Source organism: Mitsuaria sp. WAJ17, assembly GCF_014174515.1.
In the GTDB taxonomy this organism is placed as follows: domain Bacteria; phylum Pseudomonadota; class Gammaproteobacteria; order Burkholderiales; family Burkholderiaceae_C; genus Roseateles_B.
In genome coordinates, this window is record NZ_JACJUG010000022.1 from 22,424 (window position 1) to 40,354 (window position 17,931).

Consider the following 17,931-nt stretch of genomic DNA (forward strand, 5'->3'; position numbering starts at 1 on the left):
ATGACCCAGACCACCAACCAGATCCAGTCGCTGACGCCCACCACCGACGCCGAGCGCCGCAACGCCAAGCCCTGGACGGTCAACGAGGTCGCGGCGCTCTTCGAGCTGCCCTTCAACGACCTGCTCTTCCGCGCCCAGCAGGTGCACCGCGAGCACTTCGACGCCAATGCCATCCAGCTCTCCACGCTGCTGTCCATCAAGACGGGCGGTTGCGAGGAGGACTGCGCCTATTGCCCGCAGTCGGCCCATTTCGACACCGGCCTCAAGGCCGAGAAGCTGATTCCGCTGCAGGAGGTGATGGAAGCCGCCCGTGCCGCCAAGGCCAATGGCGCGACCCGCTTCTGCATGGGCGCCGCCTGGCGCTCGCCCAAGGAGCGCCACATCGAGGCCATCGGCGAGATGATCAGCGAGGTCAAGGCCCTGGGCCTGGAGACCTGCCTCACCGCCGGCATGCTGGCCGATGGCCAGGCCGAGAAGCTCAAGGAAGCCGGCCTGGACTACTACAACCACAACCTCGACACGTCGCCCGAGTTCTACGGTCAGATCATCACCACCCGCACCTACCAGGACCGCCTGGACACGCTGGAGCGCGTGCGGGCCCAGGGTCTGAAGGTCTGCTCGGGTGGCATCGTCGGCCTGGGCGAGACCCGCCGCGAGCGCGCCGGCCTGCTGGTGCAACTGGCGAATCTGGACCCGTATCCGGAGTCCGTGCCCATCAACAATCTGGTGCAGGTCGAGGGCACGCCGCTGTCGGGAACGGCACAGCTTGACCCCTTCGAGTTCGTGCGCACCATTGCGGTTGCCCGCATCATCATGCCGCGCGCCATGGTCCGCCTGTCGGCCGGCCGCGAGGAGATGCCCGAGAGCCTGCAGGCCCTGTGCTTCCTGGCTGGCGCCAACAGCATGTTCTACGGCGACAAGCTGCTGACCACCTCCAACCCGCAGGCCGAGAAGGACCGCGCCCTGCTGGATCGCCTGGGCATGCACTGCGCCACGGAGGCGGAGCTGTCGGAAGGCCACGGCAAGGAAGCCAAGATCCGCCTCAATGCCGCGGAACCGGCCCCTGTCGGCACCCTGCGCGGCTGCAGCGCCGCGGCTTGACCCTCCCCCTACCGGCTTCGCCGACCCCCTCGAGGGGGTGCGCCCGTAGGCCCGGCAAAGCCGGACCCTCGGGCGCCGCTGGACTCAAGTCAGCGCTTGGCAAGCTGTTCTGCAACTCGAACTGAGTCTTTGGATCCAAGAGGCCATCCAGCCCTTCAGATGCACACTGCGGCTTACCGGCCGCCAGCTGATCAAAAGAAAACCGGAGTCACCGCCATGTTCAAGAAGATCCTTATCGCCAATCGCGGCGAAATCGCCTGCCGCGTCGCGGCCACCGCACGCCGGCTGGGCGTCAAGACCGTGGCGGTCTATTCCGAGGCCGATGCGCGCGCCCGCCATGTGCAGGCCTGCGACGAGGCGGTGCTGATCGGCGGTCCGGCGCCCAAGGACTCCTACCTGCAGTGGCAGCGCATCATCGAGGCCGCCAAGGCCACCGGCGCCGAAGCCATCCACCCGGGCTATGGATTCCTGTCCGAGAACGAGGACTTCGCCCAGGCCTGCGCGGCCGCGGGCCTCGTGTTCATCGGCCCGCCGGCCTCGGCCATCCAGGCCATGGGCCTCAAGGCCGAGTCCAAGCGCCTGATGGAGCAAGCCGGCGTGCCCCTGGTGCCCGGCTACCACGGTGCAGACCAGGACCCGGCCCTGCTGAAGAAGGAGGCCGACCGCATCGGCTACCCCGTGCTGATCAAGGCCAGCGCCGGCGGCGGCGGCAAGGGCATGCGTGCCGTCCATGCGGCCGAGGAATTCGACGCGGCCCTGGCCTCTTGCAAGCGCGAGGCCATCAACAGCTTCGGCGACGATGCCGTGCTGATCGAGCGCTATGTGCAGCGCCCGCGCCACATCGAGATCCAGGTCTTCGGTGACAGCCACGGCCAGTGCGTCTACCTCTTCGAGCGCGACTGCTCGGTGCAGCGTCGCCACCAGAAGGTGCTGGAGGAGGCCCCCGCGCCCGGCATGAGCGAGGCCCGCCGCCGCGAGATGGGCGAGGCCGCCGTCGCCGCGGCCCTGGCCGTGGGCTATGTGGGCGCGGGCACTGTCGAGTTCATTGCCGAGCAGGATGGCCGCTTCTACTTCATGGAGATGAACACGCGCCTGCAGGTCGAGCACCCGGTGACCGAAGCCATCACTGGGCAGGACCTGGTCGAGTGGCAGCTGCGCGTGGCCTCGGGCGAGCCCCTGCCGCTCAAGCAGCACGAGCTGCGCATGCACGGCCATGCCATCGAGGCCCGCATCTGCGCTGAGAACCCCGAGGCTGGTTTCCTGCCCGCTACCGGCCGCCTGGACGTCGCCCGCTGGCCGGCGCATGTGAAGTTTCAGCGAGGCGAAGTCCGTATCGACTCCGGCGTGGACGAGGGCGACGAGATCAGCCCCTTCTACGACTCCATGGTCGCCAAGCTCATCGTCTGGGGCGAGAACCGCGAGCAGGCCCTGGCCCGCCTGGATGCCAGCCTGCGCGACACCCACATCGTCGGCCTGCAGACCAATGTGGCCTTCCTGCGCCGCTGCGCCGCGACCGCTTCCTTCGCCGGTGCCGACCTGGACACCGCGCTGATCGAGCGCGAGAAGGCCGTCCTCTTCGGCCAGCCGGGCCTGCCCCTGCGCGTGGCCGCTGCGGCTGTCGTGGCCCACACCCTGGCCGAGGAAGCCCAGACCGTGGGCAGCGATCCCTGGAGCCGCCGCGACGGCTGGCGCCTCTTCGGCGCCTCGGCCCGCCGCTTCGACCTGGCCGAAGGCGAGGCGCATCACGAGGTGCTGCTGTCCCGCCATCATCAGGGCGGCATGGCCCTCACGGTGGGCGGGGAGACCGTCGCGTTTGCCGTGCGTTCCACCGGCACCGAGCAGCACGTGCTGCTGCTGGGCGAGGGCCTGGGCCTGTCGCGCGTCACCGTGAAGACCTACAAGCGCGGCGAGCAGGTGGCCGTGTTCGCTGACGCGGGCTCGGCCCTGCTGACCGAGGTCGACGTGATCGCCCATGCCGGTGAAGGGCAGGGCGAGGGTGGCCGCCTGACGGCCCCCATGCCCGGCAAGCTGGTGGCCTTCCTGGCCCAGCCCGGTGATGCCGTCACCAAGGGCCAGCCCCTGGCCGTGATGGAGGCCATGAAGATGGAGCACACCATCACCGCCCCCCGCGACGGCGTGGTGGCCGAGCTGCTGTTCGCCGTGGGCGATCAGGTGGGCGATGGCGCCGAGTTGCTGAAGCTCAAGGCCGCCGAGTAAGTCTGCAAAGGAGACCTTCATGAGCACCTTGCCTCACCGCGTCACCCTGGTCGATGTGGGCCCCCGCGACGGCCTGCAGAACGAAAAGCAACCCGTCGCCACTGAGCACAAGGCGCGTCTCGTGGCGATGCTGCAGGACGCCGGCCTGAAGAACATCGAGGTCACCAGCTTCGTCAGCCCCAAGTGGGTGCCGCAGATGGGCGACAACACTGCGGTGATGGCTGCCATCGAGCGCCGCCCCGGCGTGCGCTACAGCGTGCTGACGCCGAACATGAAAGGTCTGGAAGCGGCCCTGCCCACGCAGCCCGACGAGATCGTCGTCTTCGGTGCGGCCTCCGAAGCCTTCAGCCAGAAGAACATCAACTGCAGCGTGGCCGAGAGCATCGAGCGCTTCGCCCCGGTGGTCGATGCAGCGCATGCCGCCGGCCTCAAGGTGCGGGGCGCCCTGTCCTGCGCGGTGGGCTGCCCCTACGAGGGCGACATCTCGCCGGACCAGGTCGAGCGCGTGGTGAGGCTGATGAAGGACATCGGCGTCGATCACCTGGGCGTGGCGGACACCATCGGCGTCGGCACGCCGCGCCGCATCCAGGCCGCGATGGAGCGGGCGCTGAAGCACTACCCGCTGCATGAGGTCAGCGGCCATTTCCACGACACCTACGGCCAGGCCCTGTCCAATATCTACGCCTGCCTGGAGATGGGCATCCACACCTTCGACGCCAGCGTGGCCGGCCTGGGCGGCTGTCCCTACGCCCGGGGCGCCACCGGCAATGTGGCGACCGAGGACGTGGTCTTCCTGCTCAACGGGCTGGGCATCGAGACGGGCATCGACCTGGACCGGCTGGTCGATGCCGGCGCCTTCATCTCGGAACAGCTGGGCCGCCCGCCAGTGTCCCGCGTGGCGCGCGCACTGCTGGCCAGGCGCCAGGGCTGAGCGCCGAGCAGCCCCCCTCGCTTCGGCGGCCTGACTCGTCCGGCCGTTCCCTCACGGTTCCTGCCGCACCGTGGCTCCGCCGACACTGGAGCCCACCTGCGATTGACTGCGGTCGGCCGCTGGCGCCCAATGCGGTGTGGGCGCAATCCGGACGCCCAGGGAGGTCGTGATGGAAGTCCATGCATGGCGCCAGGCGCTGCTTGCCGCCGCCACTGCGCTGACGCTCTGCGCAGGGACCCAGGTGCAGGCCGGGGACCTTCTGGGCGTCACCGAGGACGTCCCGCCCTTTTCCTACCTGGATGGCGGACGTTTCGTCGGCCTGGCCAATGAGGTCCTGGACCGCGTGGCCGCGCAGAGCGGCCTGCGTGTGCAGCGCAGCATCCAACCCTTTGCCCGCGGCCTGAAGACGGTGGAGGACCTGCCCAACAGCTTCCTCTACGTCGTCGTTCGCACGCCGGCTCGCGAGCCGCTGTATCGCTGGGTGGGGCCGCTGGACGACTGCGATGTGGTGGTGCTCACCCTGCGCAGCAGCGGCATGGAATTCAGCCCCCATGCGGCGGACGCCCGGGTTCTGCGCATCGGTGTGGTCAAGGGCTCGCCCGCGGGCAAAATGGTGCGAGAGGCCGGCATGCCTGAACGCAGCATCTACCAGACCCCCGGCAGCGAAACCTCCACGCGAATGCTCTACGCCGGCCACCTGGACATGGTCGCGGGCCTGTCCCTGCCCTACCAGCATCAGGCGTCCCGCCTGGGCCTGGATGCGGGCCAGTTGACGGTGGCCCATGTGCTGCAGAAGGGCTATGGCTGCTACTTCGCCTTCAATCGCCAGGTCAACGAGGCGCTGTTCAGACGCTTTGCCGCGGCCTTCGAGACGCTGCGCAGCTCCGGAGAACTCAAGACCCTGCAGGAGCGGGCCGCCCAGGAGCGCCTGGCCGGTCGCTGAGTGCCGGACCAGGGGCTCCCGAGCACCTGTTGCTGATCGCCCCGGTCAGGCCAGCGCCAGCCCCAGCTCCTCCTGCACGCGCTCTTTGAAACGCTCGGCCCGCTCGTCGCTGGAACGCTCGCGGATCTGCTGGGCGGCGGCCTCGATCCAGAGCTGCAGTCCGTCCTCGCTGTCGATGTGGCGGGCGAGGGCGCGCAACTCGCCATCCTGCCCGACCAGCATGCGGGCCACCAAGTCCAGGGCATAGAGCTTGGCCCGCGCCAGGCGCCGGGCCTGCTGCACGGCGGCCTGCTGGCGCGCCAGGGCCTCGCGCTGGGCGCGTTCGAGTTCCGCGGCACGGTGGGCGTCCTGCTGCGCCAGCAGATCGGCCTCCACCGGGGCGATCAGTCCGCGGCCGTAGAGGTCCTCGACGACGCTGGGGTTCAGTCCCATATTGCGGGCGAGCTCACGCAGCTGTCGCAGGTCACGGCGGCCGTCCACCGTGATCAGCAGCATGCGATGGCCGGCCGGCAGATCGCGGCGGGGGTTGCCCAGCAACTGGCGGGCCAGATCGGTCTTTTGCAGTCTCATGGGAGTCCAGGGCGAGGGTGGGTGGGAAATCCCCCTGCGTGGGGAACCGTCGGAGCCCGCATGATGCCCAGCGACTTTGATGCCCCGGTGACAGGGCCTGCGCCATGTGGCCGTCCCGTGCCGCGCCGTTGACGCTGCCCGGCGGCTTCCGGACGAACTAGGGCGTGGTCCTTGTCCTGACAGGGGCGTGACCGCAACAATGCCCGCTTCGACGCACCGGGAGCTCCTCGCATGGACAAACTGATTCTTCGTCATGGCGCTGCACTGAAGAGCAAGTACGGCACGGCCGGCCTTGCGCGCATCGACGCCGCACTCAGGGCTCTGGTGACGGCGGATCGACGCCGCGGCATCGATACCCTGGTGCTGAGCGTGGACGAGGCGGCCGCGATGAAGGCGCAGGGCCTGGCACCCGTGGCTCGCACGGACGCGAAGTCGCTCAAGGCCGCCATCGACGGCCTGGCCGGCAAGCTGGCGCCCCATTATTTTTTGCTGCTGGGCGCACAGGATGTGCTGCCCCTGGTGCCCCTGGTCAACCCGGCCTACACCGGCGATGACGGCGACGCCGACAAGACCGTGCCCAGCGACCTCCCCTATGCCTGTGAGGCGCCCTACAGCACTGACCCCGCGCGCTTCCAGGGCCCAAGCCGTGTGGTGGGGCGGCTGCCGGACCCCCCCGGCGCGAGCAAGCCGGATCTGCTGCTGCAGCTGATCCGTGCCGCGGCCCGCGCCGAACCCTTGCCGCGCGAGCAGTTCCACACCTTTTTCGGGCTCAGTGCCGCGCAGTGGCAGGCCTCCACGCGCTTGAGCCTCCGCAATCTGTTCGGGCAGGCCGAGCAGCTCAAGCTGGCGCCGTCCCAGGGCCCCCGCTGGAGCAAGGCCGAACTGGCGCCGCGGGTGCATTTCATCAACTGTCATGGCGGTGACACCAGCCCCGAGTACCTGGGCCAGCACGGCGACGACTACCCGGTGGCGCACCGGGCCAGCCTGCTGCGCGGCCGCATCAGCGCGGGCACGGTGATTGCCGCCGAGTGCTGCTATGGCGCGCAACTCTACGACCCCAAGGACGCGGGAGGGCATCTGGGCATCGCACTGAGCTACCTGGCCGACGGCGCCACGGGCTTTTTCGGCAGCACCACCATCGCCTACGGCCCCAGCGAGGGCAATGGTTCCGCGGACCTGATCTGCCAGTACTTCCTGCAGCGCGTGCTGGCCGGCGCCTCACTGGGCCGAGCAGCCCTGGAGGCCCGGCAAAGGTTTGCAGGCGAGCGCACCCACCTCGACCCTGTGGACCTCAAGACCCTGGCGCAGTTCTACCTGCTGGGCGATCCCTCGCTGCAGCCGGTGGGCTTCGCCAGCCATGCCCTGGCCAAGACCCGTGCCTTCAAGGCGGCCTTCGCCAAGGTGCAGGACCGTGGCGTGCGCGGCCTGCGCCGCGAGCGGCTGGAGCGCGAGGGGCTGAACCTGGGCCGCTCGCTGCCCCGGCTGCGGGACAGTCAGCAGGCGCCGGCCGCGTCGGTCGAGAAGGTGCTGCGCGCCATGGCGAAGGAAAGCGGCCTGGACATCCGCCAGGTACGCCGGCGCAGCTATGTGCTGCAGGCAGCCAAGCAAGGCCCGAAAGTGCCGGCCCGCAGCATCCATATGCTCAAGGGCCGGCGCACCAACGGCCAGCTCATCACCCTGGTGGCCACGGAGCAGGGGGGTGAGCTGCTGCATGTCCGCCGCCTGCACGCCCGTGGTGGGTGAGGGCGCCGCATGAGCCTGCCCCTGCAGACCTGGACCGGCGTGCTGGAACGCCGCCTGCTTGCTGCCGGCAGCAAGAGCGAGCGTCAGGGCCTCGTGCTGCGCCTGGACGGGGGGCAGGTCTTGCCTGTGCGCCGCCTGGGAGGCAATGACTACCGCGACGAGGCGCTGCAGGCCCTGCTCGGGCAGCGCCTGCAGGTGCAGGCCCGCCAGTTGCAAAGCGGGGTGCTGCAGATCGAGTCGTGGACGATGGCCTGAGCGCAGGCCCAAGGCGCCCGCAGCCCATGCTGCGCTGCGCCATAAGCGCGGCTAATAAGGGCCGAGATCGGTGAATGGCGCTTGCGGGGGTGCAGGCGGCGGTCGTAAAACCCAGGGCTTCTGAATCAAGGCTCAAAAGGCCCCACAAGGAGACAAGCCATGCAGATCGGATGCCCGAAAGAAATCAAGAACCATGAGTACCGCGTCGGGCTGACCCCGGCCAGCGTGCGCGAGCTGACCAGCCGCGGCCACCGCGTGCTGGTGCAGACGCAGGCCGGTGCCGCCATTGGCCTGAGCGACGAGCAGTACGTCGCCGCCGGCGCGCAGATCGCCCCGGACGCCGCGACCGTTTTCGCCCAGAGCGACATGATCGTCAAGGTCAAGGAACCGCAGCCGCAGGAATGCGCGATGCTGCGTGAAGGGCAGATTCTCTACACCTACCTGCACCTGGCGCCGGACCCCGAGCAGACCGCAGCGCTGGTCAAGAGCGGCGCGATCTGCATTGCCTACGAGACCATCACCGGCCCCGGCGGCGGCCTGCCCCTGCTGGCACCCATGAGCGAGGTCGCCGGGCGTATGTCCATCCAGGCCGGTGCAGCCCACCTGGAGAAGAGCAAGGGCGGCATGGGCGTGCTGTTGGGCGGTGTGCCAGGCGTGGCGCCGGCTCACGTGACCATCATCGGTGCCGGCGTGGTCGGTACCCACGCACTGCAGATGGCCGTGGGCCTGGGCGCCCGCGTCACCGTGCTGGACAAGAGCGTGGACCGCCTGCGCCAGCTCGACCTGGTCTTCGGCAATCGCATCACCACGCTGTACTCCAATGCCCAGAGCGTGGAGGAGTCCGTGCTGGCGGCCGACCTCGTCATCGGTGGCGTACTGATTCCCGGTGCCGCCGCCCCCAAGCTGGTGACCCGCGACATGGTCTCGCGCATGAAGAAGGGCGCCGTCGTGGTGGACGTGGCCATCGACCAAGGCGGCTGCTTCGAGACCTCTCACGCCACCACCCATGCTGAGCCCACCTACCTTGTGGATGGCGTGGTGCACTACTGCGTGGCCAATATGCCCGGCGCCGTGGCCCGCACCTCCACCTTCGCGTTGAACAACGCCACCATCGGCCATGCCGTGGCCCTGGCCGACAAGGGCTGGCGCCAGGCCCTTCGGGACAACGCCCATCTCAAGGCCGGCCTCAACGTGGCCGAGGGCAAGGTCACCTACGAAGCCGTGGCCCGCGACCTGGGCTACGACTATGTTGCGGCCGATGCACTGCTTGCCTGAGCAGCTTGCAGCCTGCAAGACGAAGCCGGGTCCGCCCGGCTTTTTTCGTTCTCAGGGGGGGGCTGAAAGCTGTTTGAAAGTTTGCGTTTCACCAGGGTGCTAAGGTTCTGCGAAGGCTACCATCCGCTGCCCGGACGCATTCCCGCATCAAGTGTGCGGACTTGCACAAGGTGGAGTCCCCTCGAATGAAGGGACGGGTCCTTTGCTGTGGCTGCAGGGGAGCTCGGCGCGCATATCATCGCCGCCACTGCCAAAGCGTTTCCCTTTGTTTCTGGGAGACGGCAGCACTGCGGGCCCGCGAGGCCGCAGACGCAAGGACAGGGGAGGTGCAGCCGGCGCGCAAGGGCGAGGCTGCCAGTCAGAAGATGGTAATGGGTGGGGCAAAGGTGCTGAAGCAGGTCGACATCTCAAGTGCGGAAGTGGGCGCATGGGCGTGCCGCACGGAAGCGCCTGCCGCGCCGCAGGCCGGGCCCCGCCGTTTCGGCGCAGGGGCGTCCGCCCGGCTACAGCCCTATCGTGTCCAGTGGGAGACCGAGCGCGAGCATGATCCCGTGTTCCTGCGCGAATGGCGGTCCCTGCTGGCGGCCAGCAGCGGCCCGGAGCCCATCTACCAGTCCCCCGAGTTCCTGCAGTACATCCGGGCCACCAGCCAGGACCCCGCGGAGGTGGAGATCCTCACCGTGCGTGATGCGGGCGATGGCCGCTTGCTGGCCCTGACGCCCATCCGCTACCGTGACCTGGCCATAGGCCTGCAGGTCCGGCACTGGCGGATGAAGCTGGGCTCGCTGCATGTGGGCACGGTGATGGGCAGCGCAATGCTGGGCGAGGAATCTCCGGCCGTGCTGGAGAGCCTGGTGCGCTTCCTGCTGTCCGAGCGGCCGCGCGTGGTGGGGCTATCCCTGCCGGCCCTGCCCCAGCACAGCGCCTGCCAGCTGAGCCTGCACGCGGTGGCGAGCAGCCAGCGCGGCCTCGTCGCCTGCATGCTGAACGGCTGGCGCGAATGCCACAAGATCCCACTGCCCGGCGACTTCAACGCCTACCTGGCCCAGTTCGGCAGCAAGCACCGCTACAACCTCAAGCGCCAGATCCGCCTGTTGCGCGAGCATGCACCCCTGGAGCTGCTGCGCATCGACCAGCCCGGCGCCGTCGATCAGTTGGCCGTGGCCATCGAGAGGCTGGCGCCGTCCGAGGTCAAGGCGGCACTGATCTCAAACGAGAAGTTCGTGGTCATGGCCCGCCAGGGGCTGCTGCGCTGCTATGTGCTGCAGTCGGGCGGCATGCCCGTGGCGGCCCTGGTGGCCACGCAGTATGGCGAGACCCTGCACCTGCACAACGTGCTGACCGACCCGGCCATGCTGCGCTTTTCGGTCGGCACCTCCATCCTGTACCTGGCCATCGAGGACCTCAGCAGCGAAGGGCGCTTCAGTGCCATCGACCTGGGCTACAGCTCGCCCTCGCACAGCCACCAGTCTTCCAACCGGGTCGAGATGCGGGGGCATCTCCTGCTGTACAAGTCCAGCCTGCGGACCTCGGCCCTGTGTTCGGCGGAACGCCTGTTCGGCGAGTGGCTGGAGCGGGCCAAGGGCTGGCACCAGGCCGTGAAGGGCTGGCGCGCGCGGCGGGCGGCCAAGGCCGCGAAGGCCGCCTGAGCCGCCCCTTTCGCTCATTGCTGCGTTGCGGCCGGCGCTTGGAAGCCGTCGCTGAGCGTCTTCAGGAAGCTGACGATGTCGCTGACATCCTGCGGGCCCAGGGCCGGCAGCTGGCCGGGGCGGCGGTCGAAGGGCGGGCCGCGGTGCACATTGGCCTGGTAGACGGCCGGGAGATCGTCGTAGCGCTGCACCTGCCCGTTGAGCACCGGGTACCAGCGCGCCGGGTCCAGCTCGCGCGTCGCGTAGAAGCCCACCACCTCCTCCAGCGTCTGGAAGCGGGCGTTGTGGAAGTAGGGCGCCGTCAGGGCCACATTGCGCAGGCTGGGAACGCGGAACTTGCCGCATAGCGTGGTTTGCGCGCTGAGGTCCTTGCGCTGCGGGCCGCACAGGCCCAGGTCGAAGAAGGTTGGGTCCTGCGTTGCGACGCTGCGGTTGCGGGGCACGCCCAGGGCGAAGTAGGCATGGTTGGTGAACAGGGCCCGGGCGCCGGCCGGCGCATTGGGTGGCGGGCTGGTACTGTGGCAGGCCGCGCAGTTGCCCTTGCGAGGGTCGGTGAAGGCCGCGAAGCCGCGTGCCTCCTGCTCGCTGAAGCGGGCCCGTCCGTCCTGTACGGCGTCGAATTTGCTGCTGAAGGGTGCGAAGGCCGGGTCCTGCTGCTGGTAGCGGGCCAGGGCCTGAAGGCTGGCGTCCAGCAGCTGGGCATCGGTAGCAGATGCGGGAAGGCCGCTGGCGGACAGCAGGTCGGCAAAGGCGGGGGCCGTGCGAAGGCGGCGCACATAGCTGGCCACATCAGCGTTGGCCATCTCATTGGCGGCGAAGAGCGGGCCGCGGGCCTGGGCCGCACGGTCATTGGCCCGGCCATCCCAGAACAGGCCGCCATGGGGGCGCCCCTGAGCGTCGATGCTGAAGGCGGGCGTGCCATTGAGGTAGCGCAGGCTGGGGCTGCTGCGCAGGCCCTGCTGGTCCACGCTGAGCCCGCCGACGGGCAGGAAGCTGCCGGCCCTGTCGGCATGGGCCTGCGCCGCCACATGGCAGCCGGCGCAGGACAGCCGGCCGCTGGCCGAGAGCCGGGGCTCATTGAACAGCCTCTCGCCCACGCTGGACAGGCTGGGGGGCGGGCTGCGCAGGGCTTCGGCCTGCTCGCGGGCTTCGGCATCGCCGCTGCCGGCCGCGGTGGCGCTGCTGTCAGGCCCCGACCCGGTGCCGGGGCTGCCCCCGCCGCAGGCGACGAGCAAGAGGGTGGCAAAGGCCAGCGCGCCGTGGCGCAGGGCTGAGGGCAGGGTAGGCATGGAGGACTCCTGTCGAGGTGGCGAGGATGGGGGCAGGTGCAGCGCCGGCGCTCAACCCGCAGGCTTGGCGGCGGACGAGGCCTTGGGCGCGGGCTGTGCCGGCGGCGTTGCGCGTGCCCGCTGCTCGCAGCCCGCGGGGGCCTCCGGCATCGGCGGCAAAGGGGGCGGTGCGGGGGGCTGAAGCTCGCGCAGACGCTGGCGCTGTTCGGCGTTCAGCAGCTGGGCCAGGCGGGCCTCGTCGGGCGGCTGCCCCTGCTCGAGGGCCTGACTCAGCAGGGCGTCGAGCTGTTTTGCCTGTTCGGCGTTCAGGGCCAGGGACTTCTGAAGATGCCGCTCACGCTGCTCGGCTGTCGGCCGGGGCGGGCGTGGCGGATGGGGCGGATGGGGCGGCCGCGCACAATGCACGGACGAGGCTTCTGGCGGGCCGGACGGCGTCTGGGCCTGGGCCTGCAGCAGGGGCCACAGGGCCAGCAAGGCCGCGACGGCGATGCGGCGGGTGGGATGGGAATGCATGGTCGATCCTCAATGGTTGGCAAGGCCTTCAGCCTGCGCGCCGATTGGGCAGCGAGCATGGAGAAACTGTGGAGACGGGCTCCACAATTTGGCCGGCCTGCCCGCCTAAGATGCCGCCATGCGATTGCGACTCGTGCACCAGCTGGCCCTGCTGATGGCGCTGACCGTGCTGCTGGCGGTTGGAGCCATGGCCAGCCTGCAGGTCTGGAACTTGAGGCGCGGCTTCAGCGACTACCTGCGCTTGCAGGACGGCGTGGTCCTGGACAGGCTGATGCAGGCTGCGGAGGCCGACCTCGACCGGCTGGACGGCCTTTCTCCCCGCGAGCTGCGCGGCTTCATGCATCAATGGCTGGAGCGCACGTCCCCGCAGTTGGACGCCGAGCTCCTGACCGACGAGCCCGCTCCACGCGCCCTCGAGACCCAGGCACCGCCCGACCAGCTGCGCCACCCACGGCCCCTGCAGGCTCCGCCGCCACCGCCGCGCCCGCCGCGCCCGCCGCGTGATCCGGCCCGGCTGGGCCAGCGCCTGGTCCTGCTGGATGCCCAGGGCCGGTGGCTGGCCGGGCGCCCGGAGGCTCTGCAGCAGGCCGGGCAGCGCCGCGCGCTGAAGCGCCAGGGGCTGACGCAGGCATACCTCTTCCTGGCCGATCGCAGCGAGGTCCACGACGACGTCGATGGCCAGTTCCTGCGCCGCCAGACTCTGGGCATCGCGGCCGTTGCCGGCCTCAGCCTGCTGGTGGCTCTGACGCTGGCTCTTTTGCTGGCCCGGCGCTGGCTGCGCCCCCTGCAGCAGGCCCAGCAGGCGGCCCGTCGCATGGCCCTGGGCGAACTGGGCGTTCGCGTGCCACAGGACCGGGCCGACGAGATCGGCGCCCTGATGCGGGACCTCAACGCCATGGCAGCGTCCCTGCAGCAGACCGACGGCGAGCGCCGGCGGTGGATCGCACAGCTCTCGCACGAGCTGCGCACGCCCCTGGCCATCCTGCGCGGTGAGCTGGAGGCGCTCGCCGATGGCGTGCGGCCCTGGAGTGCCGCGGCGCTGGCCTCGCTGCAGGATGAAGTGCAGCGATTGCACCGCCTGATCGAGGACTTTCACCTGCTGGCCATGTCCGACCTGCGCCGCCTGCCCTGCCAGTTCGAACCCGTGGACGTGGCGGCCCTGCTGCGCCAGGCCGGCCAGCGGGTGGAAGAGCGCATGCGGGTCAAGGGCCTGCAGCTGCAGCTGGACCTGGACGATTCGCTGGGTACGGCCCGCTGGGATGGCGAGCGCATCGGCCAGTTGCTGGGCAATCTGCTGGAGAACAGCCTGCGTTACACCGACGCGCCGGGCCGCGTGCTGCTGCGGGCGCGGCGGCGCGGCGAGTCGGTGCAGATCGTGGTCGAGGACAGCGCGCCGGGCCTGCCGCCTCAGCAGCTGCGTCAGCTCTTCGATCCCCTGTTCCGTGCCGAGGCCTCGCGCAGCCGTGCCAGCGGGGGCAGCGGCCTGGGCCTGAGCATCGCGCGGGCACTGGCCTTGAGTCATGGGGGCAGCTTGCAGGCGGAGGTCTCCGCGCTAGGCGGACTGGCTCAATGCCTGAGCCTGCCGCTCGTGGCCCGTACCGGAGACGCGGCATGAACACGCCTGACCTGAGCCCGCAGCGCATTCTCATCGTCGAGGACGAGGCCAAGATCGCGGCCCTGCTGGCTGACTATCTTCAGGCCGCAGGCTACGAGACCCAGGTCCTGGGCGACGGGGCGCAAGCGCTGCCCCTGCTGCGCCAGTCGCCACCGGCCCTGCTGGTGCTGGATCTCATGCTGCCGGGCCTGGACGGGCTTAGCCTTTGCCGCGAGTTGCGCCAGTTCTCGGCCCTGCCGGTGCTGATGGTCAGCGCTCGTGTGGACGAGCTGGACCGCCTGCTGGGCCTGGAGCTGGGGGCTGATGACTATCTCTGCAAGCCCTTCAGCCCACGCGAGGCGGTGGCGCGGGTCAGGGCCCTGCTGCGTCGCGCCCAGGGCCGCCTGCCTGGGCTGGTCGCGCCGGGCCCGCAGGCAATGGAGGGCGGCTATGCAGTGGATGAGGCCGGGCAGCGCCTCTTCTGGCAGGGGCAGGCCCTGCAGCTGACGCCGCTGGAGTTCCGCCTGCTGCGCCTGCTGCTGCGTCATCCGGGGCGGGTCTTCAGCCGGGCCCAGCTGCTGGAGCAGCTGCACGAGGACTTCCGCGACGTCAGCGACCGCGTCATCGACAGCCATGTGAAGAACATCCGGCGCAAGCTGGCGCAGCTGAGCCCGCCCCAGGAGCCCGTCAGTGCGGTCTATGGCGTGGGCTATCGCCTGGATCTCTGATCGCCGCGCTTGAGCCAGGACAAGAGGCCCTGCCGACGCCGAGGCATCGGGCTACCGCAGGCTCGGCCCCGGGTGTACAAACACAGTCCCACGGGATTCATGAGGAGCCGACGATGAGCGAGATGAGTCAAGGCCAGAAGGACCGCCTGATGGCGGATCTGCATGCAGTGGTTGCCGAGGCCGAGTCCTTGCTGCGCGCCACGGCGGACCAGACCGGCGCTGGCGCCGCCGAGCTGCGCGCCAAGGTGCAGGCCACGCTGGATCGTGCACGGCGTGGCTTGCAGGACCTGCAGGCCACCGCAGTCGAGAAGGCCAAGGCCGCCGACGCCTATGTGCACGAGAAGCCCTGGCAGGCCATCGGCGTGGCGGCCGGTGTGGGCCTGCTGCTGGGCATGCTGATCGCGCGTCGCTGAGCGGGGATGGCAGCGCCTGATGGGCGCTGCCTACTCGCGGCCCGGGAGGGCGGGTGAGCGGTGTCAGTGCGGCTGCTGCAGCCAGCGTTCAAGGTCATCCGAGAGCATGGGCTTGGCGAAGAGCCAACCCTGGCCCTCATGGCAACCCAGGGCCAGGAGTTGCTGGCGCTGCTCCTCGGTCTCGATGCCCTCGGCGATCACCCGCATGCCCAGGCCGCAGCCCAGGTTCACCACCATCTGCGCGATGGTGCTGCCTGCGCTGGAGTGCTGGGCCTCGCGGACGAAGGCGCGGTCGATCTTGAGGCGCTCTACCTGCAGCTGGCGCAGCTGGCTCAGCGAGGAGAAGCCGGTGCCGAAGTCGTCGATGGCCACCGAGGCGCCGGTCTCGCGGATATCGGCCAGCACGCGCAGCACGGTGGCGATGTCCTCCATGGCCATGGACTCCGTGATCTCCAGCTCCAGGTTGCCGCCCTTGATGCCGGCATCGGTCAGCGCGGCCTTCAAGGTGTCGATGAAGCAGGGATGGCGGAACTGGGCCAAGGAGATGTTCACCGCGATGCGGAAGTCGCGATGGCCCTGGTCGATCAGGCGGCGCACCTGGTGGCAGGAGGTGCGCAGCACGAAGTCTCCGATGCTGATGATCAGGCCCGACTGCTCGGCCAGCGGGATGAACTGGTCCGGCGGCACGAACTGACCCTCGGCCGTGCGCCAGCGCAGCAGGGCCTCGGCGGCGATGGGCCGACCGGTGGTCAGGTCCACCTGCGGCTGGTAGACCACGAAGAGGCGGCGCTCCTCGAAGCTGGCGCGCAGACCCTTGAGCAGCTTGAAGCGCTCGCGGGCATCGACGCCCATCGCGGAGGAGAAGTACTGCGAGGAACCGCGGTGCTGCACCTTGGCGCGCTTGAGCGCGATCTGGGCATCGAGCAGCAGCTCGGAGCCGATGGACTCCGAATCGGTCAGCCGCACCAGGCCAGTGGTGGCAGAGAGCTGCAGGCGTTCGCCGGCGACCACGAAAGGCTCCACGAACAGCGCGCGGATGCGCTCGCCGTTGACCAGGCTCTCCGGCCCCAGCAGGCCGAAGGCATCCGAGGAGATGCGGGCCATGGAGGTGTTGAAGCCGAGCTGGGCACTCATGCGCTGCACTACGGCCTGCAGGACCTGGTCGCCAAATCGGTGGCCGAAGGCGTCGTTGATCTCGGCGAAGTCGTCGAGGTCGATCAGGGCCAGGGTCACACCCTCGGGCGCCTTGAGGTTCTGCTCCAGCACCTCGATGAAGCGGGTGCGGTTGGGCAGGTGCAGCAGCTGGTCGTTGTAGGCGTGGTCCAGCAACTGGCCGTAGAGCACGACGTTCTCGAAGCCCACGGCGATGTTGGAGCAGAAGGCCCGCAGCAGCTGCTGGTCCAGCTCCTCCAGCGGCCGGCCGACATCGACCATGGCCGCCATGGCCCGGCCGTCGCTGAGGCCGAAGTAGAGGCAGGTGACGTCTTCGTAGAGGCTGCGCTTCTCCTGCAGGCAGCGCTCCAGCATCTCGCGGATGCGGCTGACCTTCACCGCGCTGAGCGGGGAGTTGATCAGGCTGCTGTACTGGCCGGCGGCGCCGATGACGCGCGCGGGTTGGCGCTCATCGTTGCTCATGTGGGCGCAGACCAGGCCTTCGGGCAGGATGCCCAGCAGGGCGCAGAGCTGGGTCACCACGCCTTCGGCGAAACGATTGATGCCGTGCAGTCGGCTCAGTTCAGTACTGGCCTCGACGATCAACTCCAGGCCCTTGCGGTTGGACTCGAGGGCGCGGATCTGGCGGTAGGAACGGATCGCGGCCGTCAGTACCGTGTAGAGGCGGGTGCGGGTCAGCTCGGACTTGGTCTTGTAGTCGTTGATGTCGTAGGACTGGACCGTCTCGATCTCCGGCGCATAGCCCGGCTGGCCGGTGCGCAGCACGATGCGCACGGCGCGCAGCTTGAGCTCGTCGCGGATGAAGCGCACCAACTGCAGGCCGGCGTCCTCGGATTCCATCACCACATCCAGCAGCACCACGGCCAGGTCGGGCTCGCGGGCCAGCATGTCGCGCGCGGCGGCGGCCGAGTCGGCATGCAGGAAGCTCAGGGGCACGCCCTCGACCCGCAGCCCCTGCATGGCCAGCTCGGTGGCCTTGTGGACGTCGGCGTCGTCATCGACGATCAGGATGCGCCAGGGAGGCAGGTCATCGCCAGCCTCAAGCTCGTCATGGTGTTCGGGACCGTCCAGAAACTCGAGCAGGTCATCGTCGTCCACGGGGACGCCGGCTGCGGGTGCCAGGCTGTTGTTCTCAGGCATGAAGCGGATCCTGTACGGCGGAAACGATGTCGTTGCGCTGCCAGCCCCGAGTCCTGCGATGGGTGGGGCAGCCTGGTCGGGCAGCATGCGGCGACGGCTGGGCTGAGCTTACACGCGAAGGCCGCGCTTCCGGCATCCATGGCGCGTGGAGTTGTGCCGCATTCGGCGAGGAGTCGACAGACCGCATAGCCCGGACTATCTCGCAAAGCACCGGGGCTGCAAAGCAGAACGGCCTCGGGGATCGCCCCAGTGGCGTTCGCCCCAGGCAGCGCTGCTTCAGGGTTTGTCCGGTGGGTCGCGCGGGGCTTGCTGCGTCCTGTGCGCCACAGTGGCGCCGGGCCGGCCGTCGGGCGGCGCACAATGACATCGTTGCTATTGCTGCGGACCGCTGCGTCCG

The 17,931-nt window shown here is 69.4% G+C and carries 15 protein-coding genes; 11 read left to right on the forward strand and 4 right to left on the reverse strand.

Going from position 1 to position 17,931, the window contains the following annotated elements:
* The 4 genes from bioB (at position 1) to H5407_RS17130 (ending at position 5,192) form a co-directional block, all read left to right on the forward strand.
* The gene (gene bioB / locus H5407_RS17115; RefSeq protein WP_183105695.1) at positions 1-1,101 is read left to right on the forward strand and encodes a biotin synthase BioB; all 1,101 of its coding nucleotides are present in this window, start codon (positions 1-3) and stop codon (positions 1,099-1,101) included.
* Between the two features lie 216 nt (positions 1,102-1,317).
* Positions 1,318-3,318, forward strand: a complete 2,001-nt coding sequence (locus tag H5407_RS17120; RefSeq protein WP_183105696.1) for an acetyl/propionyl/methylcrotonyl-CoA carboxylase subunit alpha — start codon at positions 1,318-1,320, stop codon at positions 3,316-3,318.
* Between the two features lie 19 nt (positions 3,319-3,337).
* Positions 3,338-4,249 (forward strand): hydroxymethylglutaryl-CoA lyase, encoded by a 912-nt coding sequence (locus H5407_RS17125; RefSeq protein WP_183105697.1) that lies wholly within the window; start codon positions 3,338-3,340, stop codon positions 4,247-4,249.
* A gap of 169 nt (positions 4,250-4,418) precedes the next feature.
* The gene (locus tag H5407_RS17130) at positions 4,419-5,192 is read left to right on the forward strand and encodes an ABC transporter substrate-binding protein (RefSeq protein ID WP_183105698.1); all 774 of its coding nucleotides are present in this window, start codon (positions 4,419-4,421) and stop codon (positions 5,190-5,192) included.
* A 45-nt stretch (positions 5,193-5,237) separates the two neighbouring features.
* Here H5407_RS17130 and H5407_RS17135 read toward each other — a convergent pair whose 3' ends face one another.
* Positions 5,238-5,762: a hypothetical protein gene (locus tag H5407_RS17135; RefSeq protein ID WP_183105699.1), complete on the reverse strand. Its 525-nt coding sequence runs from the start codon at positions 5,760-5,762 to the stop codon at positions 5,238-5,240.
* A gap of 231 nt (positions 5,763-5,993) precedes the next feature.
* Between H5407_RS17135 and H5407_RS17140 the strand changes: the two genes are divergently transcribed.
* The 4 genes from H5407_RS17140 (at position 5,994) to H5407_RS17155 (ending at position 10,684) form a co-directional block, all read left to right on the forward strand.
* Entirely contained in the window at positions 5,994-7,505 is a 1,512-nt protein-coding gene (locus tag H5407_RS17140) for a C25 family cysteine peptidase (RefSeq protein WP_183105700.1), read from the forward strand.
* 9 nt (positions 7,506-7,514) lie between these two features.
* Complete coding sequence (locus H5407_RS17145; protein ID WP_183105701.1) at positions 7,515-7,760, forward strand: hypothetical protein; 246 nt, start codon at positions 7,515-7,517, stop codon at positions 7,758-7,760.
* A 159-nt stretch (positions 7,761-7,919) separates the two neighbouring features.
* Entirely contained in the window at positions 7,920-9,035 is a 1,116-nt protein-coding gene (ald, locus tag H5407_RS17150; protein ID WP_183105702.1) for an alanine dehydrogenase, read from the forward strand.
* Between the two features lie 371 nt (positions 9,036-9,406).
* The gene (locus H5407_RS17155) at positions 9,407-10,684 is read left to right on the forward strand and encodes a GNAT family N-acetyltransferase (RefSeq protein ID WP_183105703.1); all 1,278 of its coding nucleotides are present in this window, start codon (positions 9,407-9,409) and stop codon (positions 10,682-10,684) included.
* A 14-nt stretch (positions 10,685-10,698) separates the two neighbouring features.
* Here H5407_RS17155 and H5407_RS17160 read toward each other — a convergent pair whose 3' ends face one another.
* Together H5407_RS17160 and H5407_RS17165 are read right to left on the reverse strand one after the other, a co-directional pair.
* A complete protein-coding gene (locus H5407_RS17160) occupies positions 10,699-11,973 on the reverse strand; it encodes a cytochrome-c peroxidase (protein WP_183105704.1) in 1,275 nt (424 codons plus the stop codon).
* 51 nt (positions 11,974-12,024) lie between these two features.
* A complete protein-coding gene (locus tag H5407_RS17165) occupies positions 12,025-12,486 on the reverse strand; it encodes a hypothetical protein (RefSeq protein ID WP_183105705.1) in 462 nt (153 codons plus the stop codon).
* Between the two features lie 118 nt (positions 12,487-12,604).
* On the opposite strand from H5407_RS17165, the gene H5407_RS17170 reads away from it, so the two are divergent.
* The 3 genes from H5407_RS17170 (at position 12,605) to H5407_RS17180 (ending at position 15,221) form a co-directional block, all read left to right on the forward strand.
* Positions 12,605-14,101, forward strand: coding sequence for an ATP-binding protein (locus H5407_RS17170; protein ID WP_183105706.1), 1,497 nt, complete (start codon positions 12,605-12,607; stop codon positions 14,099-14,101).
* Complete coding sequence (locus H5407_RS17175) at positions 14,098-14,808, forward strand: response regulator (RefSeq protein WP_183105707.1); 711 nt, start codon at positions 14,098-14,100, stop codon at positions 14,806-14,808. Before H5407_RS17170 ends, H5407_RS17175 begins: the two co-directional genes overlap by 4 nt.
* 113 nt (positions 14,809-14,921) lie before the next feature.
* Complete coding sequence (locus H5407_RS17180; RefSeq protein ID WP_183105708.1) at positions 14,922-15,221, forward strand: DUF883 family protein; 300 nt, start codon at positions 14,922-14,924, stop codon at positions 15,219-15,221.
* A 63-nt stretch (positions 15,222-15,284) separates the two neighbouring features.
* Here the strand turns inward: H5407_RS17180 and H5407_RS17185 are convergent, their stop codons facing one another.
* Positions 15,285-17,534: a bifunctional diguanylate cyclase/phosphodiesterase gene (locus H5407_RS17185; RefSeq protein ID WP_183105709.1), complete on the reverse strand. Its 2,250-nt coding sequence runs from the start codon at positions 17,532-17,534 to the stop codon at positions 15,285-15,287.
* Positions 17,535-17,931 lie beyond the last annotated feature (397 nt).

What these genes read in the sequence shown, in the direction of transcription:
- H5407_RS17140 (WP_183105700.1), top strand. Translation starts at nt 5,994, where the DNA reads ATGGACAAACTGATTCTTCGTCATGGCGCTGCACTGAAGAGCAAGTAC.
- bioB (WP_183105695.1), top strand. Translation starts at nt 1, where the DNA reads ATGACCCAGACCACCAACCAGATCCAGTCGCTGACGCCCACCACCGAC.
- H5407_RS17170 (WP_183105706.1), top strand. Translation starts at nt 12,605, where the DNA reads ATGCGATTGCGACTCGTGCACCAGCTGGCCCTGCTGATGGCGCTGACC.
- H5407_RS17180 (WP_183105708.1), top strand. Translation starts at nt 14,922, where the DNA reads ATGAGCGAGATGAGTCAAGGCCAGAAGGACCGCCTGATGGCGGATCTG.
- H5407_RS17185 (WP_183105709.1), bottom strand. Translation starts at nt 17,534, where the DNA reads ATGCCTGAGAACAACAGCCTGGCACCCGCAGCCGGCGTCCCCGTGGAC.
- H5407_RS17160 (WP_183105704.1), bottom strand. Translation starts at nt 11,973, where the DNA reads ATGCCTACCCTGCCCTCAGCCCTGCGCCACGGCGCGCTGGCCTTTGCC.
- H5407_RS17135 (WP_183105699.1), bottom strand. Translation starts at nt 5,762, where the DNA reads ATGAGACTGCAAAAGACCGATCTGGCCCGCCAGTTGCTGGGCAACCCC.
- ald (WP_183105702.1), top strand. Translation starts at nt 7,920, where the DNA reads ATGCAGATCGGATGCCCGAAAGAAATCAAGAACCATGAGTACCGCGTC.
- H5407_RS17130 (WP_183105698.1), top strand. Translation starts at nt 4,419, where the DNA reads ATGGAAGTCCATGCATGGCGCCAGGCGCTGCTTGCCGCCGCCACTGCG.
- H5407_RS17165 (WP_183105705.1), bottom strand. Translation starts at nt 12,486, where the DNA reads ATGCATTCCCATCCCACCCGCCGCATCGCCGTCGCGGCCTTGCTGGCC.
- H5407_RS17175 (WP_183105707.1), top strand. Translation starts at nt 14,098, where the DNA reads ATGAACACGCCTGACCTGAGCCCGCAGCGCATTCTCATCGTCGAGGAC.
- H5407_RS17120 (WP_183105696.1), top strand. Translation starts at nt 1,318, where the DNA reads ATGTTCAAGAAGATCCTTATCGCCAATCGCGGCGAAATCGCCTGCCGC.
- H5407_RS17155 (WP_183105703.1), top strand. Translation starts at nt 9,407, where the DNA reads ATGGGTGGGGCAAAGGTGCTGAAGCAGGTCGACATCTCAAGTGCGGAA.
- H5407_RS17145 (WP_183105701.1), top strand. Translation starts at nt 7,515, where the DNA reads ATGAGCCTGCCCCTGCAGACCTGGACCGGCGTGCTGGAACGCCGCCTG.
- H5407_RS17125 (WP_183105697.1), top strand. Translation starts at nt 3,338, where the DNA reads ATGAGCACCTTGCCTCACCGCGTCACCCTGGTCGATGTGGGCCCCCGC.